Annotated in this window: 20 protein-coding genes; 12 read left to right on the top strand and 8 right to left on the bottom strand. The window is 71.7% G+C overall.

Annotation, left to right across the window (positions count from 1 at the left end):
- Window positions 1-240: 240 nt before the first annotated feature.
- Entirely contained in the window at window positions 241-1,380 is a 1,140-nt protein-coding gene (locus tag AC1MIR_RS03670; protein WP_480026825.1) for an alpha-D-ribose 1-methylphosphonate 5-triphosphate diphosphatase, read from the bottom strand.
- Window positions 1,381-1,386: 6 nt separating this feature from the next.
- Entirely contained in the window at window positions 1,387-2,142 is a 756-nt protein-coding gene (phnF, locus tag AC1MIR_RS03665) for a phosphonate metabolism transcriptional regulator PhnF (RefSeq protein ID WP_480026824.1), read from the bottom strand.
- 95 nt (window positions 2,143-2,237) lie between these two features.
- Here phnF and phnG point away from each other — a divergent pair, with 95 nt between their 5' ends.
- Genes phnG through AC1MIR_RS03625 form a run of 8 tightly spaced genes read left to right on the top strand, consistent with a single transcriptional unit; the run spans window position 2,238 to window position 8,482 of the window.
- The gene (gene phnG / locus AC1MIR_RS03660) at window positions 2,238-2,708 is read left to right on the top strand and encodes a phosphonate C-P lyase system protein PhnG (protein ID WP_480026823.1); all 471 of its coding nucleotides are present in this window, start codon (window positions 2,238-2,240) and stop codon (window positions 2,706-2,708) included.
- Window positions 2,708-3,271: a phosphonate C-P lyase system protein PhnH gene (phnH, locus tag AC1MIR_RS03655; RefSeq protein WP_480026822.1), complete on the top strand. Its 564-nt coding sequence runs from the start codon at window positions 2,708-2,710 to the stop codon at window positions 3,269-3,271. Before phnG ends, phnH begins: the two co-directional genes overlap by 1 nt.
- Before the next feature lie 3 nt (window positions 3,272-3,274).
- The gene (locus AC1MIR_RS03650) at window positions 3,275-4,351 is read left to right on the top strand and encodes a carbon-phosphorus lyase complex subunit (RefSeq protein ID WP_480026821.1); all 1,077 of its coding nucleotides are present in this window, start codon (window positions 3,275-3,277) and stop codon (window positions 4,349-4,351) included.
- Window positions 4,348-5,199 (top strand): alpha-D-ribose 1-methylphosphonate 5-phosphate C-P-lyase PhnJ, encoded by an 852-nt coding sequence (locus AC1MIR_RS03645; RefSeq protein WP_480026820.1) that lies wholly within the window; start codon window positions 4,348-4,350, stop codon window positions 5,197-5,199. The genes AC1MIR_RS03650 and AC1MIR_RS03645 overlap by 4 nt, the downstream gene beginning before the upstream one ends.
- Window positions 5,196-5,951: a phosphonate C-P lyase system protein PhnK gene (gene phnK / locus AC1MIR_RS03640; RefSeq protein WP_480026819.1), complete on the top strand. Its 756-nt coding sequence runs from the start codon at window positions 5,196-5,198 to the stop codon at window positions 5,949-5,951. Before AC1MIR_RS03645 ends, phnK begins: the two co-directional genes overlap by 4 nt.
- Window positions 5,948-6,646 carry a phosphonate C-P lyase system protein PhnL gene (phnL, locus tag AC1MIR_RS03635; RefSeq protein WP_480026818.1) on the top strand — a complete coding sequence of 233 codons (699 nt, stop codon included), beginning with the start codon at window positions 5,948-5,950 and terminating at the stop codon, window positions 6,644-6,646. The genes phnK and phnL overlap by 4 nt, the downstream gene beginning before the upstream one ends.
- Window positions 6,643-7,785, top strand: coding sequence for an alpha-D-ribose 1-methylphosphonate 5-triphosphate diphosphatase (locus AC1MIR_RS03630; protein WP_480026817.1), 1,143 nt, complete (start codon window positions 6,643-6,645; stop codon window positions 7,783-7,785). The genes phnL and AC1MIR_RS03630 overlap by 4 nt, the downstream gene beginning before the upstream one ends.
- Before the next feature lie 25 nt (window positions 7,786-7,810).
- Window positions 7,811-8,482, top strand: coding sequence for a DUF1045 domain-containing protein (locus tag AC1MIR_RS03625; protein ID WP_480026816.1), 672 nt, complete (start codon window positions 7,811-7,813; stop codon window positions 8,480-8,482).
- A 4-nt stretch (window positions 8,483-8,486) separates the two neighbouring features.
- Here the strand turns inward: AC1MIR_RS03625 and phnN are convergent, their stop codons facing one another.
- Window positions 8,487-9,044 (bottom strand): phosphonate metabolism protein/1,5-bisphosphokinase (PRPP-forming) PhnN, encoded by a 558-nt coding sequence (gene phnN, locus AC1MIR_RS03620; RefSeq protein ID WP_480026815.1) that lies wholly within the window; start codon window positions 9,042-9,044, stop codon window positions 8,487-8,489.
- Window positions 9,045-9,124: 80 nt separating this feature from the next.
- Between phnN and AC1MIR_RS03615 the strand changes: the two genes are divergently transcribed.
- Window positions 9,125-10,915, top strand: coding sequence for a gamma-glutamyltransferase family protein (locus AC1MIR_RS03615; protein ID WP_480026814.1), 1,791 nt, complete (start codon window positions 9,125-9,127; stop codon window positions 10,913-10,915).
- Between the two features lie 99 nt (window positions 10,916-11,014).
- On the top strand, window positions 11,015-12,271 hold the full coding sequence (locus AC1MIR_RS03610; RefSeq protein ID WP_480026813.1) for a glycoside hydrolase family 108 protein: 1,257 nt from the start codon (window positions 11,015-11,017) through the stop codon (window positions 12,269-12,271).
- Window positions 12,272-12,274: 3 nt separating this feature from the next.
- Here AC1MIR_RS03610 and AC1MIR_RS03605 read toward each other — a convergent pair whose 3' ends face one another.
- The 3 genes from AC1MIR_RS03605 to AC1MIR_RS03595 all read right to left on the bottom strand — a co-directional run bounded on the left by AC1MIR_RS03605 (window position 12,275) and on the right by AC1MIR_RS03595 (window position 18,328).
- Complete coding sequence (locus AC1MIR_RS03605; protein WP_480026812.1) at window positions 12,275-13,954, bottom strand: thiamine pyrophosphate-dependent enzyme; 1,680 nt, start codon at window positions 13,952-13,954, stop codon at window positions 12,275-12,277.
- 68 nt (window positions 13,955-14,022) lie between these two features.
- Window positions 14,023-17,184, bottom strand: coding sequence for an efflux RND transporter permease subunit (locus AC1MIR_RS03600; RefSeq protein WP_480026811.1), 3,162 nt, complete (start codon window positions 17,182-17,184; stop codon window positions 14,023-14,025).
- A 25-nt stretch (window positions 17,185-17,209) separates the two neighbouring features.
- Window positions 17,210-18,328 (bottom strand): efflux RND transporter periplasmic adaptor subunit, encoded by a 1,119-nt coding sequence (locus AC1MIR_RS03595; protein WP_480026810.1) that lies wholly within the window; start codon window positions 18,326-18,328, stop codon window positions 17,210-17,212.
- A 407-nt stretch (window positions 18,329-18,735) separates the two neighbouring features.
- On the opposite strand from AC1MIR_RS03595, the gene AC1MIR_RS03590 reads away from it, so the two are divergent.
- Together AC1MIR_RS03590 and AC1MIR_RS03585 are read left to right on the top strand one after the other, a co-directional pair.
- A complete protein-coding gene (locus AC1MIR_RS03590) occupies window positions 18,736-18,990 on the top strand; it encodes an Lrp/AsnC ligand binding domain-containing protein (RefSeq protein WP_480026809.1) in 255 nt (84 codons plus the stop codon).
- Window positions 18,991-19,102: 112 nt separating this feature from the next.
- Window positions 19,103-19,360, top strand: a complete 258-nt coding sequence (locus AC1MIR_RS03585; protein ID WP_480026808.1) for a hypothetical protein — start codon at window positions 19,103-19,105, stop codon at window positions 19,358-19,360.
- A gap of 1 nt (window position 19,361) precedes the next feature.
- Here the strand turns inward: AC1MIR_RS03585 and AC1MIR_RS03580 are convergent, their stop codons facing one another.
- Both AC1MIR_RS03580 and AC1MIR_RS03575 read right to left on the bottom strand, forming a co-directional pair.
- Complete coding sequence (locus AC1MIR_RS03580; RefSeq protein ID WP_480026807.1) at window positions 19,362-20,858, bottom strand: amidase; 1,497 nt, start codon at window positions 20,856-20,858, stop codon at window positions 19,362-19,364.
- A gap of 47 nt (window positions 20,859-20,905) precedes the next feature.
- Window positions 20,906-22,290, bottom strand: a 1,385-nt coding sequence (locus tag AC1MIR_RS03575; RefSeq protein WP_480026806.1) for a gamma-glutamyltransferase family protein, incomplete at its 5' end; no start/stop codon positions are given.

Raw genomic sequence — 22,290 nt, 5'->3', positions numbered from 1 at the left:
GTGGGGTGGCGGGCCCGCTGGGCGGGCGCCCCCCCCCCGCCCCGCGGGGGGGGCGCCCCCCGGGGGCGGGGCATAGCCGCTCCGCCAGAAGCAGTCGGTGGCCGCGTCGAGGGCGAGGGTCTCGTCGAAGGCGCGCGGGCGGGCCATGCGGTGTCGGGAGCGTCCAAGGATCTATAGCGTCTGCTATAGAAATACGCACGCCGGCCGGACGACGCAATGCGCGGCCGCGCCCGTCGCGCGCTAATGCAGCCGCGCGGCGCCCGCGGGCGAGAGCCAGGCGAGCCGACCCCCGGCGAAGGTCGCGACCGGCGCGCGCCGCGCGGGGTCCACCACAACGAGGTCGCCGCGCATCCCCGGCGCGATCAGGCCGCGATCGGCAAGCCCCGCGGCCTGCGCCGGATTGGCGGAGACCAGCGCCCAGGCGCGCGCCAGGTCCAGCACGCCGCGGGCCTCCATCACGAAGGCAGCCTGCAGCAGCGCCGGCCAGACATAGTCGGAGGCCAGCACCGTCACCAGGCCGCGCTCGGCCAATGGCGCGGCGGCGGACCAGCCGAGATGGCTGCCGCCGCGCACCACGTTCGGCGCGCCCATCACCACATGCTCGCCGGCCTCCCGCGCGGCTTCGGCCACCGCTTCCGACATCGGGAATTCGCAGATCGCAGCGCCCAGCGCGCGGAACTCGCGGCGCGCCTCCGGCGTCGCGTCGTCATGGCTCAGCATCGGGATGCCCGCCGCGCGCGCGGCCTGCGCGAGGCGGGCCCGCGCCGCCGTCACCTCGGGCCGGCGCGCCCAGGCGCGCTCCGCCAGCGCGATGAAATCCGCGGCCGTCAGCCCGGCGCGGCCGGCATATTTCGCCATGGCCTCGGCGTCGCCGCGCTTGCGGATGATGCTCGGCGTATGGTCGTTGTAGGCGAGCAGCTGCACGCGTCCCGCCGCGATGTCGGCCAGCAGTTCGTCGAGCGCGTCGAGATTGTCGGCCTCGAAGCGGCAATGGACGCGCAGGTCCACGCCCGCCTCCGGCCGCGCGGCGTCCACGGCGTCGAGCGTGGCGCGCCAGGCCTCGATCCCCCGCAGCCCCGGCTCCCAGGAGAGGGTGACGCCCAGGAAGGCGGTGGTGATGCCGGCGGCGAGAAGCTGCGCCGCGCTGTCGCGCAGCGCGACCGCGGGCGGGAAATCCACGCCGGGGCGCGGCTGCATCTGCCGCTCATGCGCATCGCCGTGGATGTCCACGATCCCCGGCAGCACCAGCATCCCGGTCGCATCGAATTGCCGCGCGCCGGGCGACGCCGCCGCGGCGATGCGCCCGCCGAACAGCGCGAGATCGCCCGCCTCCAGGCCCGCGGCGCGCAGCACGCGGCCGCCCCCGATCGTCCAGTCCATGTCCCGTCAGGACTCCACCACCAGCTGCACCCGGCCGGCGGCGTAGCGGGAATGCGTGACATCCACCACCGCGCCGGCGGGATCGGTGTTGACCGCCTCCGTCACCAACACCGGCCGCCCGCGCGGCTGCTGCAACAGTTCGGCTTCCTCCGGCGTCGGCAGGCGGGCGGTGATGCGGGTGACGCGACGCCGGTAGTCGGGCACGCCACAGGCGGCGAGGGCCGCGGTGATCGAGGGGTTCTGCGCCAGCAGCTCCGGCAGCCGGCCGAAGCGCGCGGCGGGGAAGTGATGCGTGCCGATGACCACCGGGCGCCCATCGGCCAGGGCCAGGCGTTCGACCAGGATCACCGCGCGACCGCGCCGGACGCCGAGCGCCTCGGCCAGGGCGGCCTCCGCCGCCACCTCGGCGATGCGCAGGATGCGGCCCGCCGGCTCGCGGTTCTGCCGGCGGATATTCTCCGAGAAGCGCGTGCGCGGGCCGAGGCGGTAATCCACCACGTCCTCGGCGACGAAGCTGCCGCGCCCCTGCTCGATGCGCACCAGGCCGCGCCCCTGCAGCTCCTCCATCGCGCGGCGCACGGTATGCCGGTTGACCGCGAAGCGGGCCGAGAGCTCGGCCTCGGTCGGCAGGCGGGCGCCCGGCTTGTGGCGGCCGCTTGCGATCTCGGCCTCGAGCGCGTGCTGGATCTGGCGCCAGAGGGCGATGCCCTGTCGTCGTGTGAGGCCTGTGGCCGCGTCCGGCGTGGCAAGGTCGGCCGTCATGGAAAGTTCAACCTCCGACGCCTCTCCGGCTGGCAGTTTCGTCTTGACCATAAATAGGCGGATGACTAGTCGTCTAGATGAATTTGGACCCGGCCATGCCTCCCATTTCCCCCGCAGCGGACAGCGATCTGGCCGGCGCCCGACGCCACTGGATGGGCGTGCTCGCCCGTGCCAGCGCAGCCGAGATCGAGCTCCGCCTGGCCGCGCTGGCCCCGCTTCCCGCCCATGCGCGCCTGCGCGGGCCCGAGACCGGGCTGGTGATGGTGCGCGGCCGCGCCGGCGGCGACGGCGCGGCCTTCAACCTCGGCGAAATGACGGTCACGCGCTGCGCGGTGCGCCTGGCCGATGGCCGCGTCGGCCACGCCTATGTCGCCGGGCGCGACGGGCGGCAGGCGGAGCTGGCCGCGCTGGTGGATGCGCTGATGCTGGACGAGGCCGGACGGCCCGCGGTGGCCGACGCCGTCATCGCGCCGCTCGCCTCGGCGCAGCAGGCGGCGCGCGAGGCGGAGGCGCGCAAGGCGGCGGCGACGCGCGTGAACTTCTTCACCATGACGCAGATGCGCTGATGGACACGCGCTTTCCCGGCTTCGCCGATCCCGTCCTCGATGCGCAGGCCTGCTTCCGCGCGGTGCTGGAGGCGATGAGCCGCCCGGGCCGGCTGCAATCCGTGCTGCCTCCGCCCGAGATCCCGCCCGGCCTCTCGCCCGCCGCCGCCGCGGTGCTGCTGACGCTGGTGGATGCCGCGACGCCGCTGCGCCTCGCGGCGGGCGCCGAGGCGGAAGCCTGGGTCCGCTTCCATTGCGGCTGCCCCTTCGTGCAGGAGGGCGCGGCCTTCGTGCTCGATCCCGGCGCGAGGCTGATGGAACTGGACGCCGGCACCGATGAGGAACCGGAGCGCGGGGCGACCCTGATCCTGGAGGTCGCCGCGCTGGAGGAAGCCGGCGGCTGGCGCCTGCGCGGCCCCGGCATCCGCGACGGGCATCGGCTGCGCGTGCTGGGCGCGCCGCCGGACTTCGTCGCCGACTGGGCGCGCAACCATGCGCGCTTCCCGCGCGGCGTGGACGCGATCCTCTGCGCCGGCACGCGCATCGCCGCGCTGCCGCGCAGCGTCCGCATCGAGGAGGCCTAGCGCATGTATGTCGCCACCAAGGGCGGCGAGCAGGCGATCGGCGCCGCGCATGCCTGGCTGGCCGAGACACGGCGCGGCGATGCGGCGCTGCCGGAGCTCTCCGTCGCGCAGATCGAGGAGCAGCTCGGCCTCGCGGTGGACCGCGTGATGGCGGAAGGCAGTTGCCACGACCGCGGGCTCGCGGCGCTGGCGGTGAAGCAGGCGAAGGGCGACCTGATCGAGGCCGCCTTCCTGTTGCGCGCCTATCGCACCACCCTGCCCCGCTTCGGCGCGACGGCAACCCTCGACACCGGCACGATGCGGATCCGGCGCCGCATCAGCGCCACCTACAAGGACCTGCCCGGCGGCCAGGTGCTCGGCCCGACCTTCGACTACACGCACCGGCTGCTGGACTTCGCGCTCGCCGCGGAGAATGCGCCGCCCGCAGCCACGCCGGAGGCTGCGCCCGACCCTGACCCGGCGCCGCGCGTGACGGAGTTGCTGGCGCGCGAAGGGCTGATGCAGCGCGAGCAGCCGGGCGAGGCCGAGCCCGGCGACCTGACGCGGGAGCCGCTGCGCTTCCCCGCCGATCGTGCCGTTCGGCTGCAGGCGCTGGCGCGTGGCGACGAGGGATTCCTGCTCGGCCTCGGCTATTCCACGCAGCGCGGCTACGGCAACGCGCATCCCTTCGTCGGCGAGATCCGCGTGGGCGAGGTCGCGGTCTGCTACACGCCGCCCGAGCTCGGCTTCGAGATCGAGCTGGGCGACATCGGCGTGACCGAGTGCCAGATGGTCAACCAGTTCAAGGGCAGCCGCACCGAGCCGCCGCAATTCACCCGCGGCTACGGCCTGGTCTTCGGCCATGGCGAGCGCAAGGCGATGGCGATGGCGCTGGTGGACCGCGGCCTGCGCGCGGAGGAACTCGGCGAGGAAGCCGACGCGCCGGCGCAGCAGCAGGAATTCGTGCTGTACCACTGCGACAATGTGGAGGCGACCGGCTTCGTGGAGCATCTGAAGCTGCCGCATTACGTGGACTTCCAGAGCGAGCTGGAGAATGTTCGCGCAATGCGCGAGAGCGCGATGAAGGCGGCGGCCGAATGAACGCCCACCCCGGCTACAACTTCGCCTATCTGGACGAGTCCACAAAGCGGATGATCCGCCGCGCCATCCTGAAGGGCGTCGCGATCCCCGGCCACCAGGTGCCCTTCGGCTCGCGCGAGATGCCGCTGCCCTATGGCTGGGGCACGGGCGGCATCCAGGTGACGGCCTCCATCCTCGGGCCGTCCGACGTGCTGAAGGTGATCGACCAGGGCGCGGACGACACGACCAACGCGGTCTCGATCCGCGCCTTCTTCCGCCGCGTCGCCGGCGTTGCGACGACGGAGAGCACGGCGGAGGCGACGGTGATCCAGACCCGCCACCGCATCCCGGAGCAGCCACTCACCGAGAGCCAGATCCTGGTCTACCAGGTGCCGATGCCGGAGCCGCTGTTCCGCCTGGAGGCGCGCGTGGCGGAGACGAAGCGGATGCATGCGCTCGCCGACTACGGGCTGATGCATGTGAAGCTCTACGAGGACATCGCGCGGCACGGCCATATCGCGACGAGCTACAACTACCCGGTGATGGTGGATGGGCGCTACCTGATGTCGCCCTCGCCCATTCCCGCCTTCGACAATCCGAAGATGGACCGCATGCCTGCGCTGCAGCTGTTCGGCGCGGGGCGCGAGAAGCGAATCTATGCCGTGCCGCCCTACACCGCGGTGCGCAGCCTGGATTTCGAGGACCATCCCTTCCGCCCGATCCGCGCGCCGCATGCCTGCGCGCTCTGCGGCTCGCGCGAGAGCTACCTGGACGAAGTCATCACCGACGACCGCGGCGGCAAGATGTTCGTCTGTTCCGACACGGATTACTGCGCGCAGCGCCGGTCGGCGCGGGAGGCGGCGGAATGAGCCCGCTTCTCTCCGCGCGCGGCCTGGAACTGCGCTTCGGTCGCATCGCCGCGCTGGACGGCGTGGATCTCGACATCTGGCCCGGGGAGGTCGTCGCCATCGTCGGCGAATCCGGCAGCGGCAAGACGACGCTGCTGCGCGTGCTGTCGGGCCTGATGCCGCCGGATGCCGGCAGCGTGATGTTCGATGGCCAGGACGTGCTCGGCATGGGCGAGGCCGCGCGGCGCCACCTGATGCGCACGCAATGGGGCTTCGTCCACCAGAACCCGCGCGACGGCCTGCGCATGGGCGTCTCCGCCGGGGGCAACATTGGCGAGCGGCTGATGGCGACCGGCGCGCGGCACTACGGCAGCATCCGCGCCACGGCCGCGGACTGGCTGCGCCGCGTCGAGATCGACCCCGACCGCCTGGACGCGCTGCCCCGCACCTTCTCGGGCGGCATGCAGCAGCGCCTGCAGATCGCGCGCACCCTGGTGACGCATCCGCGCCTGGTCTTCATGGACGAGCCGACCGGCGGCCTCGACGTCTCCGTGCAGGCACGCCTTCTCGACCTGATCCGGGCGCTGGTGGCCGAGCTCGGGCTTTCGGTGCTGCTCGTCACGCATGACATCGCTGCGGCACGGCTGCTGGCGCATCGCATCCTGGTGATGCGCCACGGGCAGGTGGTGGAACAGGGCCTGACCGACCGCGTGCTGGACGACCCGCAGCATCCCTACACGCAGCTTCTCGTCACCTCGGTGCTGGCGGCATGAGTTTTGCGCTTCGCGCCGAGGGGCTCGGGAAATCCTTCACGCTGCACCTGCAGGGCGGCGTGACGCTGCCGGTGCTGCGCGCGCTGGACCTCTGCGTCGCGCCGGGCGAATGCGTCGCGCTGTCGGGGCCTTCCGGCGCCGGCAAGTCCACGCTGATGCGCTGCCTCTACGGCAATTACGGCGCGGGCAGCGGACGCATCCTGATCCGTCATCACGACGCATCCGTGGACCTCGCCACGGCCGATGCGCGGCTGGTGCGGGAGGTCCGGCGCGATACGCTCGGCTATGTCTCGCAGTTCCTGCGCGTGATCCCGCGCGTGCCGGCGATCGAGATCGTGGCGGAGCCGCTGATGGCGCGCGGCGTCGCGCGCGACGCGGCGCTGGCCCGCGCCGAGGCCCTGCTGGCGCGACTGAACCTGCCGGCCCGGCTGCACCACCTGCCGCCGGCCACCTTCTCGGGCGGCGAGCAGCAGCGGGTGAACCTTGCCCGCGGCTTCGCCCCTGGCTATCCCGTGCTCCTGCTCGACGAGCCGACCGCCAGCCTCGATGCCGCCAACCGCGAGGTCGTGATCGGGCTGATCGCCGAAGCCAAGGCGCGCGGCGCCGCCATCGTCGGCATCTTCCACGATGCCGAGGTGCGCGACCGCGTCGCGGACCGCCTGTTCGACGTCGCCCCCCTGCACGAGGCCGCATGACCCAGGAAACCGTCCTGACCAACGCCCTGCTGGTGCTGCCCGATGAGGTGATCGCCGGCACCGTGGTGATCCGCGGTGCGCGCATCGCCGAGGTCCAGCCCGGCCGCAGCCACCTGGCCGGCGCGCAGGACCTGGATGGCGACCACCTGATCCCCGGCATCGTGGACGTCCATACGGACAACCTGGAACGCCAGGTGCAGCCGCGCGCCACGGCGCGGTGGCCCTCGCGCTCGGCCATGCTGGCGCATGACACCCAGACCATCGCGGCCGGGGTGACGACGGTGCTGGACGCGCTCTGCCTCGGCGATCTCGGCTTCGATGTCGGCCGCACCCAGACCTTCCGCGACGGGGTCGCCGACCTCGATGCGCTGGCGCCGACCGGGCTGCTGAAGAGCGAGCATTTCCTGCATCTGCGCTGCGAACTGCCGGCCAAGGACATGCCGGAACTGGTGGAGATGGTGGCCGATCACCCGCTGGTGCGGATGGTGAGCCTGATGGACCACTCGCCCGGCGTCGGGCAGTACCGCGACATCGGCCGCTACCGCGAGATGCGCATCCGCCAGCAGCGTCAGACGGCCGAGCAGGTGGACAAGCGCATCGGCGAGTTGCTGGAGCAGCGCAGCCGCCTGCGCGAGACGCAGCGGCGCTGGCTGCTGGACCGCGTGGCGCATCGCAGGCTGCCGCTGGCCAGCCACGACGACGACACGCCCGAAGGCGTGCGGCAGAACGCCGCGGACGGGGTGATGATCAGCGAGTTCCCCGTGGTGATGGAGGCGGCGCAGGAGGCGAAGAAGCTCGGCGTCGAGGTGATCGCCGGAGCGCCGAACATCGTACGCGGCGGCAGCCATTCCGGCAACGTCGCCGCCGCCGACCTGGTGCGGGCGGGCGCGGTGGATGTGCTGGCGAGCGACTATGTGCCGCCCGCGATGATCGAGGCCGCGTGGCTCAGCGCCGGCAGCGGCGCGATCACGCTGCCGCAGGCCGTGGGCATGATCACCGACCGTGCGGCGCGCATGGTCGGCCTGCATGATCGCGGTCGGATCGAGCGAGATCTGCGCGCCGACCTGGTGCAGATCCGCCCGCATGAGGGCCACGCGATCGTGCGAAAGGTCTGGCGCGCCGGGGAGCGCGTGGCCTGATGCATCTGTCCACCGGGGCGCGGCGATGAGGGTCGCGCTCTACTGGGCGCCGCGGCTGGAGGACCCGCTGCATCGCCTCGGCTCCGCCTGGCTGGGGCGTGATGCGGAAACCGGCGCAACGCTGCCGCAGCCGGCGCTTCCCGGCCTCGACATCGCCGAGATCACCGCCGATGCGCGCGGCTATGGCCTGCATGGCACGCTGAAGCCGCCCTTCCGGCTCGCGACCGACTGGCACGGCTTCCGCGCCGACGCGATGGCGCTCGCCGCGCGCATGCGGCCCTTCCAGCTGCCGCCCCTAATCCTGGCCGAGCATCACGGCTTCCTGGCCCTGCTCGAATCCGGGAAGTCGGCGCCGCTGCAGGCCCTCTGCGACGCCTGCGTGGAGGCGCTCGACCACCATCGCGCCGCGCCCACGCCCGAGGAGATCGCGCGCCGCCGGCCGGACCGCGCGACGCCCCGCCAGCGCGAGCACATCCATCGCTGGGGCTACCCCTATGTCTTCGACGAATGGTGGTTCCACGTCACGCTGAGCCGGCGCCTGACCGAGGCCGAGCGCGCCGTGGTGCAGCCCGCGCTCGCCGCCCATCTCGGCAAGGCCCCCGCCCTGCCCCGGCGCGTGACGGAGCTCTGCCTGTTCACCCAGGCGGCGCCCGGTGCGGCCTTCCTGATCGCGGAGCGGCTGCCGCTGCTGGGCTGACGTTTCAGGGCCGCGCGATCACGACCGCACTCACGGCGAGGCGCAGGGCTTCCACCACCTGCGCCACCCCCTGCTCGCGCGGACCGTCATTCACCACGCGATGCACCGTCAGCCCTTGCGGCAAGGGCGCCTCCCGCGCCAGGCGCCGCGCCACGTCCTCCGCCGCCTCGCGTCCCCGCGCGGCGCGGCGCGCGGCCAGCACCGCGGGCGGCGCGGTGATCTCCAGCACCCTGAGCGGAAAGCGCGCGGCGGCATCCAGCAGCACGCCGCGCGAGAGATTGGCGACGACGACCATGCCCCGCGCGATCGCGGCCGCAGCCTCGGCGGGGATGCCGTAGGACAGGCCATGCGCCTGCCACCACAGGGCGAAGCCGCCGGCATCGCGCAGCCTGCCGAATTCCGCCTCCGTCGCCGGAACATGGTCCTCGCCCCCGGCCTCGGCCGGGCGGGTGATCACGCGGCGGGCGAAATGGATCCGCGGTTCCCCGGCCAGCTGCGCCCGGGCGCCGGCCATCAGCGTATCCTTGCCGGCGCCCGAAGGGCCGACCACCGCGACAAGCACGCGATCCCTCCGTCTTGACCCGTGCCGTTCTGCCTGCGCCTATCCGCATCCTCAAGCGGACGACCACGAAGGTTCATCGCATGTTCACAACCCGCCCCGAGATCGCCGGCAGCTTCGGCGTCGTCGCCTCCACGCACTGGATCGCATCCCAGGTCGGGATGAGCGTGCTGGAGCGCGGCGGCAACGCCTTCGACGCGGCGGCGGCGGCGGGTTTCTGCCTGCAGGTGGTGGAGCCGCATCTGAACGGGCCGGGCGGCGACGCGCCGATCATCGTGCACGACGCGAAGTCCGGCGCGCAGCATGTGATCTGCGGCCAGGGCGTCGCGCCCGCGGGGCTCACCATCGGCCATGTGCGCGACGAACTCGGACTCGAGCTCGTGCCGGGCACGGGGCTGCTGCCCGCGATGGTGCCGGGCGCCTTCGACGCCTGGGTGCTGATGCTGCGCGACTTCGGCACCTGGTCCCTGCGCGACGTGCTCTCCTACGCGATCGGCTATGCGCGGCGCGGCGTGCACTACGTGCCGCGCATCATCGCCACGCTCAACACCGTGCGCCCGATGTTCGAACAGGAATGGAAGACCTCCGCCGCGCTGTGGCTGCGCGATGGCGGGCCGCAGGAAGGCAGGCTCTGGGCCAACCCGACGCTGGCGGACACCTGGGAGCGCCTGCTGCGCGAGGCCGAGGCCGCCGGCCATGACCGCGTGGCGCAGATCGAGGCGGCGCGGAACGCCTGGTATGGCGGCTTCGTCGCCGAGGCGATCGACCGCTTCTTCCGCGCGAACGAGATCCTCGACACCTCCGGCCGCCGCCACAGGGGCGTGCTGACCGGTGACGACATGGCGAAATGGCGCGCCGGCATCGAGGCGCCGCTGAAGCGCGACTACCGCGGCACCACGCTGCTGAAATGCGGCGTGTGGAGCCAGGGGCCCACCATGCTGCAGACCATGGCGCTGCTCGAGGGCTTCGACGTCGCGGCGATGGACCCGCTCGGCGAGCGCTTCATCCACACCGTCGTCGAATGCCTCAAGCTCTCCTTCGCCGATCGCGAGGCCTTCTACGGCGACCCGAATTTTTGCGACGTGCCGATCCACGCGCTGCTGTCCGAAGAGTACATCGCCGAGCGCCGCAAGCTGATCGGCGAGAGCGCCTCCATGGAGCTGCGGCCCGGCAGCATCCCCGGCTTCGACCGGCCCGCGCCCGACTTCGCCGCCGCCGTCGCCCGCAGCGAGTGGACCACCCGCGCGGCCGGCGCAGGCGAGCCGACCGTGGCGCGGCTCGGCGCCTCGGGCGGCGACACCTGCCACGTGGACGTCATCGACAGCCAGGGCAACATGGTCAGCGCCACGCCCTCCGGCGGCTGGCTGCAATCCTCCCCGGCGATCCCGGAACTCGGCTTCTGCCTCGGCACGCGCGGGCAGATGTTCTGGCTGGACGAGAAGCACCCGAACGGCCTGGCGCCCGGCAAGCGCCCGCGCACCACGCTCTCCCCGGCGATGGCGCTGAAGGACGGGCGGCCCTGGATGAGCTTCGGCACGCCGGGCGGCGAGCAGCAGGACCAGTGGCAGCCCATCATGTTCGCGCGCATGGTGGACCACGCGATGACGATCCAGCAGGCGATCGACGCGCCCTCCTTCCACACGGAACACTGGATCTCCTCCTTCTGGCCGCGCGCGGCGAAGCCCGGAAAGGTGGTGATCGAGGGGCGGTTCGCGCCCGACATCGCGATGGCGCTGCGCGACCGTGGACACCTGGCGGAAGTGGGCGCCGACTGGTCCGAAGGACGCCTGACCGGCGCGCGGCAGGAGCCGGACGGCCAACTCTTCGCGGGCGCGAACCCGCGCGGGATGCAGGGCTACGCGGTGGGGCGATGACGGCGTGTCGCCCCGCGATTAGCGCTTGAGGTCGTAGCCCACTCCAAACTATCGTCGTGGCGTTCGCCGCGCCTGGCGCGGCCGGTAGGGAGCGTGCCCATGCCCGTTCCGCTCGTTGCCATTGCTGCTTCCGTCCTGCCTGAGCTCGTCCGTCTCATTGCCGGCGATCGCGCCGGCACGGCCGCCAGTCAGGTGGCGGACGCCGTGCGCACCGTGACCGGCACGGACGACCCGGCGCAGGCGCAGGCCGCGCTTACCGCCGATCCCTCCAAGGCGACGGAGCTGCGCATCCGGCTCGCGGAAATCGCGCTTGAGCAGCAGCGCATCCAGCGAGATGCCGAGGACAAGCGGCGGCAGGCGGAACTCGAGGAGCTGAAGGCACGCACCGCCGACGTCGGCGACGCGCGCGCGAAGACCCTGGAACTGGCGCGACAGGGCAGCGCGATCGCCTGGGGCGCGCCGGTGATGTCCACCATCATCACGGCCGGCTTCTTCATCGTGCTGCTGATGATGATCTTCAAGCCGTTCGACGAGAGCGCGCAACTCACCATCCAGTTGCTGAACGTGGTGATCGGTGCGCTGGTCGCGTCCTTCACCGCCGTCGTGAACTACTGGCTTGGCTCCTCCGAGGGGTCGCGAAGCAAGGACGAGACCGTACGGACGCTGCAGGCGGCGCAGGCCAATACGACCAACACGGCGTTGCGCGAGATGCGAGAGGTCGCGCAGACCGCCGCGTCGCGCCCGGTGGACAATTCCGCGCCGCTCGCCATCGCGGCGCTTGCCGCCGGAACCGCCGCGGGGGCTGCCGCTGGAACTGCCGCCGGGGCCGCGGCTTCCGAGAATTTCGGCGCGTGCCTCGATGTCGTGCTGCAACAGGAAGGCGGCTTCTCGGACCACCCGGCGGATCCTGGCGGCGCGACGAAGTTCGGAATCACACTCAAGACCCTGTCCGAGTTCCGCGAGAAGCCCACGACCAAGGAGGATGTGCAGAACCTCGCCAAGGACGAGGCGAGGGAGATCTATCGCGCCAACTACTGGAACCCCATGCGCTGCAACGAACTGCCGCGTGGCATCGACCTCATCACCTTCGACTTCGGCGTGAACGCCGGCCCACGCACCGCCATCAAGGCCCTGCAGCGCGCCGCGGGCGTCACCGACGACGGCTCGATAGGCCCGATCACGCTTGCCGCCATCCGCGCCCACCAGCCGGCGAACCTGGTGAACCGCATGGCGGAGGAACGGATGAAGCACTATCGGGGGCTGGCGACCTTCGACACATTCGGCACCGGCTGGAGCAACCGCAACGAAGCGGTGAAGCAGGCCGCTCTGAAGATGGTGCTCGAGCCGCAGAGATAGCCGCTATCCCTTCGCCGCCTGTGCGCGGAGTTGCGCGATGGTCGCGCGGTTGGTGACCTGCTCCGGGTTGGTGCGCACTTCGATGATCGCGGGCTTGCCGCTGGCGCGTGCGCGCTGGAAGGCGGGGACGAGTTCGTCGGTGGCGGTCACCACCTCGCCATGGCCGCCGAAGCTCTCGATGAAGCGGGCGAAGTCCGGGTTGGTGAGCGCGGTGCCGGAGACGCGGCCGGGATAGACGCGCTCCTGATACATCCGGATCGTGCCGTACATGCCGTTGTTGAACACCATGATGATCGGCGCCGCGCCGTGGTGGAAGGCGGTGGCGAGCTCCTGCCCCGTCATCAGCGCGCCGCCGTCGCCCACGAAGCAGAGCACGCAGCGGCCGGGATTGGTGATGGCGGCGCCGATGGCGGCGGGAACGCCGTAGCCCATCGCGCCATTGGTCGGGCCGAGGAACTCCTGCCTCGCCCGCAGATGCATGAAGCGCGTCGGCCAGGTGGCGAAGTTGCCGGCGTCGGTGGTGAAGATCGTGTCGTCTGGCAGCACCGTCTCGAGCTGCTGCAGCGCGACGGCAAGGTTGAGCGGCCCCTCGTAGTCCGGCGCCTTCGCCTGCGCCTCCCGCGCCGCGCGCACGGCCTGGCGCCAGGCGCCCCAGCGCGGCTGCGCCACGCGCTGCGGCGCGACGGCCTGCGCGAAGGCGTTGAGGTCGGAGACGACGCCGAGCGCGACGCGATGCACGCGCCCGATCTCGCGCTGCTCGGGATGCACATGCACGATCGGCTTGCTGCCGGCGAGGTCGAACAGCGTGTAGCCCTGGCTGACCGGCTCGCCGAGCCGCGTGCCGATGGCGAGGATGAGGTCGGCTTCCTTCGCCTTCGCCACGAGCTGCGCATCCGCGCCCACGCCGAGATCGCCCGCGTAGTGCGGGCTCGTTCCGTCGAACAGACCCTGTCGGCGGAAGGCGACGGCGACGGGGATATCGTTGCCGACGAGGAAGTCGCGGATCGCCGCGCGACCCTCCTCGCTCCAGCGCGTGCCGCCCAGGATCGCGAGCGGTTTTTGCGCCTTCGCCAGCATCGCCATCAGGCGCGGGATGGCATCGGGCGCGGGATGCGGCGGCAGCACCGGCTGGGGGCCGATGTCGGGCACGGTTGCCAGGTGCTTCTGCATCTCCTCGCTGAGTGCCACGACGACCGGGCCGGGGCGGCCGCTGACGGCCACGTCGAAGGCATGGGCCATCAACTCGGGGATGCGCGCGGCCTCGTCGATCTGCGTCACCCATTTCGCGATGGGCGAGAAGAAGCGGCGGTAGTCCACTTCCTGGAAGGATTCGCGGTCGGTCTCCGAGACCGGGATCTGCCCGACCAGCACCACCAGCGGCGTGCTGTCCTGCTGTGCGACATGCACGCCGATCGCGGCGTGGCAGGCGCCGGGTCCACGGGTGACCACCGCGACGCCGGGCCGTCCCGTCAGCTTGCCTTGGGCCTCGGCCATGTGGACGGCGCCGGCCTCGAAGCGGCAGGTGACGAGCTCGATGCGGTTGCGCTGGGTGTAGAGCCCGTCGAGCAGGTCGAGATAGCTCTCGCCGGGCACGGCGAAGACATGCGTCGCGCCGTTCGCCACCAGCGCATCCGCCAGCAACTGTCCGCCGGTCCGCCCTTCCTGTCGCGCCGCATCCGCCATGAGCCGTCCTCCGCACCAACGGGGCGGAGGTTTAGCCCAGGGCGGGTGACCCGCCTACTGCGTCGCGCCTACTCGGCGGGTGCCGGATGCGGCACCGCGTCGCGCTTCTCGAGCTCCGTCAGCTTCGCGGCGATCGCCCCGATCGGCTTGGTGTAGCCGGCCAGCAGCAGATACAGCGCCGGCACCGCGTAAAGGGTCAGGAAGGTCGAAAGCGAGACGCCGCCGACGATCACCCAGCCGATCGCCATCCGGCTCTCGGCGCCCGCGCCGGTCGCCATCGCGAGCGGCACGGCGCCGAAGACGGTGGCGATGGAGGTCATGAGGATCGGCCGCAGCCGCACCACCGAGGCCTCCAGCACCGCGTCGTGGATGGACAGCCCGCGGTCGCGGAGCTGGTTGGCGAATTCCACCACGAGGATGCCGTTCTTCGCCATCAGCCCGATCAGCAGGATCATGCCGATCTGGCTGAACACGTTGAGCGACTGTCCCGTGAGGTGCAGCGCCAGCAGCCCGCCGGTGACCGCGAGCGGCGTCGAGAGCAGGATGATGAAGGGATGCACGAAGCTCTCGAACTGCGCGGCCAGCACCAGGAACACCACGAGCAGCGCCAGGGCGAAGGTGATGTAGAGCGCGTCGGAGCTTTCCTTGAATTCCAGGCTCTGGCCGCGATAGCTGATCCGCGCCTCCGGCGGCAGTACCTCGCGCGCGACGCTCTCCATGAACGCCAGCGCCTCGCCGAGCGTGTAGCCGGGCGCGAGGGAGGCGGAGATGGTGATGGCACGGACACGGTCCTCGCGGGCCAGCGACTGCGGCCTTGCGCGCTCGGACAGGCTGACGACATTCGCCAGCGGCACCAGCCCGCCCTGCTGCGCGCCGCCTGTGCCGATCAGCCCGAGGGCGCCGCCCGCGCTGGTGCGCACGAAGATGTTCTGCAGGTCGTACGGGGTCGCGCGGTCTTCCTCGCGCGCCTGGAGCAGGATCTTGTATTCCTCGCCGCCCTGCACATAGGTGCCGACCTCGCGGGAGCCGAGCATCGTCTCGATGGTGCGGCCCACCGCCTGGATCGAGACGCCGAGCTCCGCCGCCTTGCGCCGGTCGATGTCCACCCGGATCTCCGGCTTGGTCTCGCGGAAGTTGCTGTCGAGGTTGAGCAGCCGCTGGTTCTCCCGCGCGCGCGCCAGGAAGCGGTCGCGCCACTGCACCAGCGTCGTGTAGTCGGTGCCGCCGATCACGAACTGCACCGGCGGCTGGAAGCCGCGCTGCCCGAGCGAGGGCGGGTTGAGCGCGAAGGCCCGGACGCCCGGGATCTGCAGCAGGCGCGGCATGATCTCGGCCGTGATCTGCTGCTGCTTGCGCTCCCTCTCGTGCCAGGGCGCGAGGCGCACGAACACGTTCGCCACATTCCCCTGCGCCGGGCGCTGGAAGCCGCCCACCGTGGCGAAGATGGATTCAACCTCCCCGCTCTCGACATAGGGGCGCACGATCTGCTCGATCCGCTGCACATGCTCGCCGGTGTAGGCGAAGCTCGCGCCCTCGGGCCCCGTGGTCGGGATGATGACCACGCCGCGATCCTCGGTCGGCGCGAACTCCTTCGGGATGATCTGGAACAGCGCCACCGCGAGGGCGCAGACCAGACCCATCGCGCCGAGCGTGATCAGCGGCGCCGCCAGCGCGCGCTTCAGCGTCACGCGCAGCAGCCAGTTCATGCCGAGGAAGAAGGGCTCGGTCCAGCGCACCAGCCGGCTCTCGCCCTCATGCGGCTTGAGCAGCTTGGAGCACATCATCGGCGTCAGCGTCAGCGCGATGAGGCCGGAGAACACCACCGAAGCCGCCAGCGCGAAGCCGAACTCGGTGAACAGCCGGCCCGTGTTGCCGCCCATGAAGGAGAGCGGCAGGAACACGGATACCAGCACGAGCGTGGTGGCGATGACCGCGAAGGCGATCTCCCGCGCGCCGCGCAGCGATGCCAGCAGGGGATCCTCGCCTTCCTCGATGCGGCGGTGGATGTTCTCCAGCACCACGATGGCGTCGTCCACCACGAGGCCGATCGCCAGCACCAGGCCGAGAAGCGTCAGCACGTTGATCGAGAAGCCGAGCGCGGCGAGCGCGATGAAGGAGCCGATGATCGAGACCGGGATCGCCACCGCGGGGATGATCGTGGCGCGCCAGGACCGCAGGAAGAAGAAGATCACCACCACGACGAGCAGCAGGGCGATCATCAGCGCATGCTCGACCTCGTAGATGGACTGGCTGATGAACAGGCTCTCGTCGTAGCCGACCACCACCTCCACCCCTTCGGGGACGGAGCCGCGGATGCGCTCCACCTCCTCCTTCACGCCGTTCGCGACGGAGAGCGTGTTCGCGGTGGATTGCCGGAGGATGCCGAGCCCGACCGCCGGCTTGCCGTTGATGCGGTAGCCGCCGCGCGTGTCCTCGGGCGCGACCTCCACCAGCGCGACATCGCCGAGCAGCACATGCGCCCCGCCGACGCGGCTGATGACCACCTGGCGGAACTGCTCGGGCCGGCTCATCCGCGTGTCGGTGCGCACGGTCAGCTCGCGCGCCTGGCTCTCGATGCGCCCGCCCGGCAGCTCGACATTCTCCCGCCGGATCGCGTCCTCGACGTCCTGCGCGGTCAGCCCGCGGGCGGCGAGCGCCTGGCGGTCGAGCCAGATGCGCATGGACGGCTTGCGTTCGCCCAGCACCAGCACCTGCGCCACGCCGTCCACCACGGCGAGGCGGTCGGCGAAGCGCCGGCGGGCGATCTCCGTCAGCTCCATGCCCGAGAGCTGGTCGGAGACGAGCGCGATCCAGAGGATCGGGCGCGCATCGCCGTCCACCTTGGCGACGATCGGCGTGTCGGCAGCATCGGGCAGGCGCGCCAGGGTCCGCGCCACGCGGTCGCGCACGTCGTTCGAGGCGGCGTCCACGTCGCGCGTCAGGCGGAACTCGATGGTGACCTGGCTGCGTTCGTCGCGCGACTGGGAGGTGATGTACTTGATCCCCTCGATGCCCGCGACGGCCGCCTCGATCAACTCGGTGATCTGGGTGTCGATCACCGCGGCCGAGGCGCCGCGATAGGTGGTGGTGACCGAGATCACCGGCGGGTCGATCTTCGGATATTCTCGGATCGGCAGCTTCGACAGCGAAGCGAGGCCGAGCACGATCAGCAGCAGGCTGACCACGGTCGCGAAGACCGGGCGCTTGATCGAGATGTCGGAAAGAACCATGGCGTGTGCCTTCCCTGCCCCCCGGTCAGGAGGTCGGCCGCGTCAGCGTTTCGGTCACGCGCACGGGCGCGTCGTTGCGCAGGCGCTGGATGCCGCGCACCACCACCACTTCGCCCGGCCGCACGCCGGAGAGCACCTCCACCTCGCCGGGCAGGCGCTGGCCGAGGCGGACTTCCACGCGGCGGGCGCGGTTCTCGCGGATCACATAGACGAAGTTCCGGTCGCCCAGCGGATCGAGCGCCTCCTCCGCGACCAGCAGCGCGTCGTCGCGGCGCTCCATCTCGATCTCGACGGTCATGAACAGGCCCGGCTTCAGCGCCTCGTCCGCGTTCTCGAACTCGCTGATGACGCGCACCGTGCGGGTGGTGGTGTCGATCCGCGTATCCACCACCGCCACGCGGCCCTGGAAGCGCCGGTCGCCGAAGGCCGCCGCGCGCGCGGTGACGGCGCTGCCCTCGCGCACGCGGGCGACATAGATCTCGGGCACGGAGAACTCGACACGCACGCGGGAGATGTCGTCGAGGGTGGTGACCACGGTGCCCGGCTGGACCAGCGCGCCGACGCTCACCTGCCGCAGCCCCACGCGGCCGCTGAAGGGCGCGTTCACGCGCAGCTCCTCTAGCCGGGCCTGGGCCTGGCGCACACGGCCTTCCGCCTGGCGGGTGACGGCTTCGAGCGTTTCCAGCCGCTGGGCGGTGATGGTCTGGCCCGGCTGCAGGCCGCGGGCGCGGACCAGCTGGCTGCGGGCGTCGTCGAACAGGGCGCGGGCCTGGTCGAGCTCGGCGCGGAGCGCCGCGGCATCGAGCTCCACCAGGATCTCGCCTTCCTGCACGCGCTGGCCTTCCTGGAAGCGGATCGCCTGGACGATGCCGGTCACCTTGGCGGTGATGGTCACCGCGTCCCGCGCGCGGACGGTGCCCACGCTCTCGGCCCGGTCAACGACCGTGCCGGGGCGCGCCCGCGCGACGCCCCCCCCCCCCCGCCCCCCCCCCCCCCCCCCCCGCGGCCGGCCCGGCGGGGGCGCCGCCTCCAGCCCCACCAGGGCCAGCGGGCGCGGCAGCCCGATCTGCTCGCCATAGATGTGCCACGCGGCACCGAGCCCTCCGACGAGGGCCAGGATGGCGAGCTGGGGGAGTGTTCGCATGCGATCTATCCTGATCCCCGAACTTCTCGCGCGACCGCGACGTTCCGGCAAGGGCCGATTCGTGTCGGTTTGTTTCGCCCGGCGGGGCTGGTCCCACCAAGCTGGACGCAGACGAAGCAGAACCGGCCGGCGGGCACGACCCTGGATGGGCCGGGCCGAAACCGTGGCAGCCCCCTTTGCCGCGCAACGCCAATCAAGAAACGTGCCGCCCGCGCCGAAGGGACGGGGACCAGCGGCCCGAATAGGAAGGCGCCCGGCCTTCGCACTCGGACCGCTGGCCATGTTTCCAGTGGCCTGCCGAACCCGCTCGGTCCGCCGCGACATGCAGCCGGCCTCGCGGGCAGGCCACTAGCCCGTCGCCCGCCGCATCGCCAATGTGGGGACGAAAACTGCGGGAGCGAGAGGCGATGCGTGCGATTTTCGTGATGATCAAGTGCGAGATGGGGCAGGCCTACAAGGTCGCCCGCGAGATGGCCGACTCGATCACCCAGCTTTCGGAGATGCATTCGATCAGCGGCCAGTACGACCTGCTCGGGAAGTTCTACCTGGAGGCCGAGGAGGATATCGGCCTGTTCGTGGTGGAACGGGTGCAGAGCGTGCCCGGCGTGAAGGACACCTACACGCTGCAGACCTTCAACGCCTTCTCCGGCGGCCGGGGCTGAGCACCGGGGCCGGCCTGCCTCCGGGCCGCCGCATTCGACGCCGTCCGGCCACACCCCCGCCGGATCGGGGCCGCGCCCGGCGCCGAGACTGCATGGGCTGGAGGAACAGACGATGCGCGTGATGCCTGCCCTCGCCCTGTCCGGCGCCGTGCTGCTCGGCGCCTGCACCAACCCCGACGGGAGCCTGGACGTGCCCGCGACGCTGGCGCTCGGTGCCGGCGCCGCGGTGGCGGGGCTCGCCATCGCCTCGGTCGCCAATGACCGCCCCCGCTACACCAACAACTACTATTATGGGCGGCCTGCCTATGGATATGGCAGGCCCGCCTATGGCTACGGCTACCGGCCGCGGCCCTACTATCGGGGCTGGTAGCTCAGCCCCAGGTCCGGAACTCCGGCATCTCCGCGATCGGCCGCGCCGCCTTCAGCGCGGCGATGTCGGGCACCGGGCGGGCGAGCGTGGCGTCGCCCGCCACCGCCGCCTCGATCGCCGCCGCCACCGCCATCACCAGCGCGTCGCCGCCGCGCGGCCCGACGATCTGCAGGCCGAAGGGCATGCCGGCGCGGTCCTTGCCGAGCGGGATGCTGATCGCCGGATGGCCCACCAGCGTCACCGCATAGGCCATGGCGAGCCAGTGGAAATAGGTCCGGGTCGGCTGGCCGTCGATCTCGGCGGGATAGAGCTCGCGCCAGTTGCGCGGGCTGATGGTGATGGCCGGCGTCACGATCACGTCGTGGTCGCGGAAGAAGGCCTGCCAGACGCGATAGAGCCGGGTCTGCTCGGCCGCGGCGCGGGCATAGTCGGCCAGGCTGTAGCGCAGCCCTTCCTCCACATTGGCGCGGACATTCGGCCCGACCATGTCCGGCGTCTTCCGCGCCTTCTCGAGATGCGCCTGCAGGAAGTTCGCCGCCCGCAGCACCTCGAAGGCCTCGTCGCTGCCGCGGCAATCGGGGGTGGCTTGGGCGACGCGGCCGAACATCGGCGCGAGGCTCGCGACGCGGTCCGCGAAGACCTCACGGATGTGCTTCTCGGTGGGCGCGAAGCCGAAATCGGGCGTCGCCGCCACGCGCAGCGCCGAGAGGTCCACCGGCATCGGCGGATAGAGGTCGCGGTCGCCCTTGCGCACCGCGCGCCCCGGCAGACTGTAGGCCAGCGGGTCGAGCGCGTCGTCATCGGCCATGGCGGAGAGCAGCAGCGCGCAATCCTCGGCGGTGCGTGCCATCGGCCCGAGCACCGGCAGGTTCGACCAGCCGAGGCCGCGCCGCTCGCTCGGCACCAGGCCCGGCGAGGGGCGGAAGCCGACGATGCCGTTGAAGGCCGCCGGGTTGCGCAGGCTGCCGCCGGTGTCGCTGCCGGAGGCTATCGGCACCATCCCCGTCGCCAGCGCCACCGCCGAGCCGCCGGAGGATCCCGCGGCGGATTTCGTCGGATCGAAGGGATTGCCCGTCGCGCCATAGACCGTGTTGCGGGTATTGGCGCCGGCGCCGAATTCCGGCGTGTTCGTCTTGCCCACCACGACGGCGCCGGCGGCGCGGAGATTCGCCACCATCGCCTCGTCGCGCGTGGGGATGTGCTCGGCGAAGAGCGGGCTGCCCCAGGTGGTGCGCAGGCCCTTGGTCTCCTCGAGGTCCTTGATCCCGATGGGCAGGCCATGCAGCGGGCCGAGTTTTTCAGCCGCCATCACCGCCTGCTCGGCGGCCTTGGCGGCGGCGCGGGCGCGCTCCTCGTCCAGCGCGACCATGGCGTTCACCGCATGGTTCACCTGGCCGATGCGCCGCAGGCAGCTTTCCAACAGCTCTACCGGGCTGAGCTGGCGCGCGCCGATCATGCGGCGGGCGGCGACGGCGGAAAGGTCGCAGGGTTCGGTCATGCGACGGGGTCCTTCTTGCGAAGCGGAGGCTGGCCTGGCGGGGCGGCTCAATAGCCCAGCGCGCAGCCATCCTTGCGGGGGTCGGAGCCGCCGACGAGGCAGCCGCGGGCGCGATCGATCAGGATCGCCTGGCCACCGCCATGCGGCTTCTCGATCAGCTCGCAGACATGGCCGAGGCGGTTGAGCCGGTCGAGGGCGGCGTTGGGGATGCCGCGCTCGACCTGCACCTTGCCGAGGCGCGGGAACAGCCGCGGCGCATCCAGCGCCTCCTGCACGTCCAGGCCGTATTCGAAGTGGTTGGCGAGGAACCAGCTCTGGCCCATCGGCTGGTAATGCCCGCCCATCACGCCGAAGGGCATGAGCGCCTCGCCGTTCCTCATCACCATGCCCGGGATGATCGTGTGCATCGGCCGCTTGTCCGGTGCGATGCAGTTCGGATGGCCTTCCTGCAGGCGGAAGCCGAAGCCGCGGTTGTGCAGCATCACGCCCGACCTCTCGGCGAGGATCGCGCTGCCGAAGCCTTCGAACAGCGAGTTGATGAAGCTGCAGGCGTTGCCGTCGCGGTCCACCACGCAGAGATACACGGTGTCCTTGTGCCGCGACCAATCCGCCTCGCCCGCCGGCGGCATCTCGGCCATCGCGCGGTCGTCGCGGATCAGCTTCGCGAGGCCTTCCAGATACGCATCGGAGGTCAGTCGCGCGACCGGCACCTCGACCTGCCCCGGGTCGGCCAGGAAGGCGTCGCGGTCGCGATAGGCCAGGCGCGCGGCCTCGATGTGGCGATGCATCCGCTCGGCCGAGAGGAAGCCGCCCTCCGCGGTGCCCAGACGCTCGATCATGCCGAGGATCATCAGCGCGATCAGGCCGGAGCCGTTGGGCGGGCATTGGTAGATGTCCATGCCGCGCCAGGCGCGCCGGATCGGCTCCACGAAGTCGGCGCCGGCAGCCGCGCGGGCGAAGTCCGCTTCCGTATGCGTCCCGCCGGCCTCGCGCAGGGTGGCCACCATATCGGCGGCGATGGCGCCCTCGTAGAAGGCCTTGGCGCCGCCCTTGGCGATGGCGCGCAGCGTGGCGGCGAGTTCCGGCTGCACGAAGCGGTCGCCGAGCGCATAGGGCTCGCCATCCTTGAGGAACCGCCGCGCCGTCGCCGGATGCTTCGACAGCTTCCCGACCGCGGAGGCCCAGTCATGCGCGACGCGGCCCGAGAGGAAGAATCCCTCCTCCGCGTAGCGGATGGCCGGCTGCAGCAGTTCGTCCAGCCCCTTGCTTCCATGCGCCCGGTTCAGCGCCTCCCAGGCGGAGACGGCGCCCGGCACCGTCACGGAATGCGCCGAGAGCGGCTCCATCTGCGTGAGGCCGGCGGCGCGCAGCGCCTCCGGCGTCGCGGGGCCCCGCGCGGCGCGCGCCGCGGGGGGGGGGCGGGGCGGCGGCC

It is taken from the genome of Falsiroseomonas sp. RANM36 (assembly GCF_056682175.1).
Note: the sequence above shows the minus strand (reverse complement) of the source record. Positions and strands in the feature narration are given on the sequence as shown.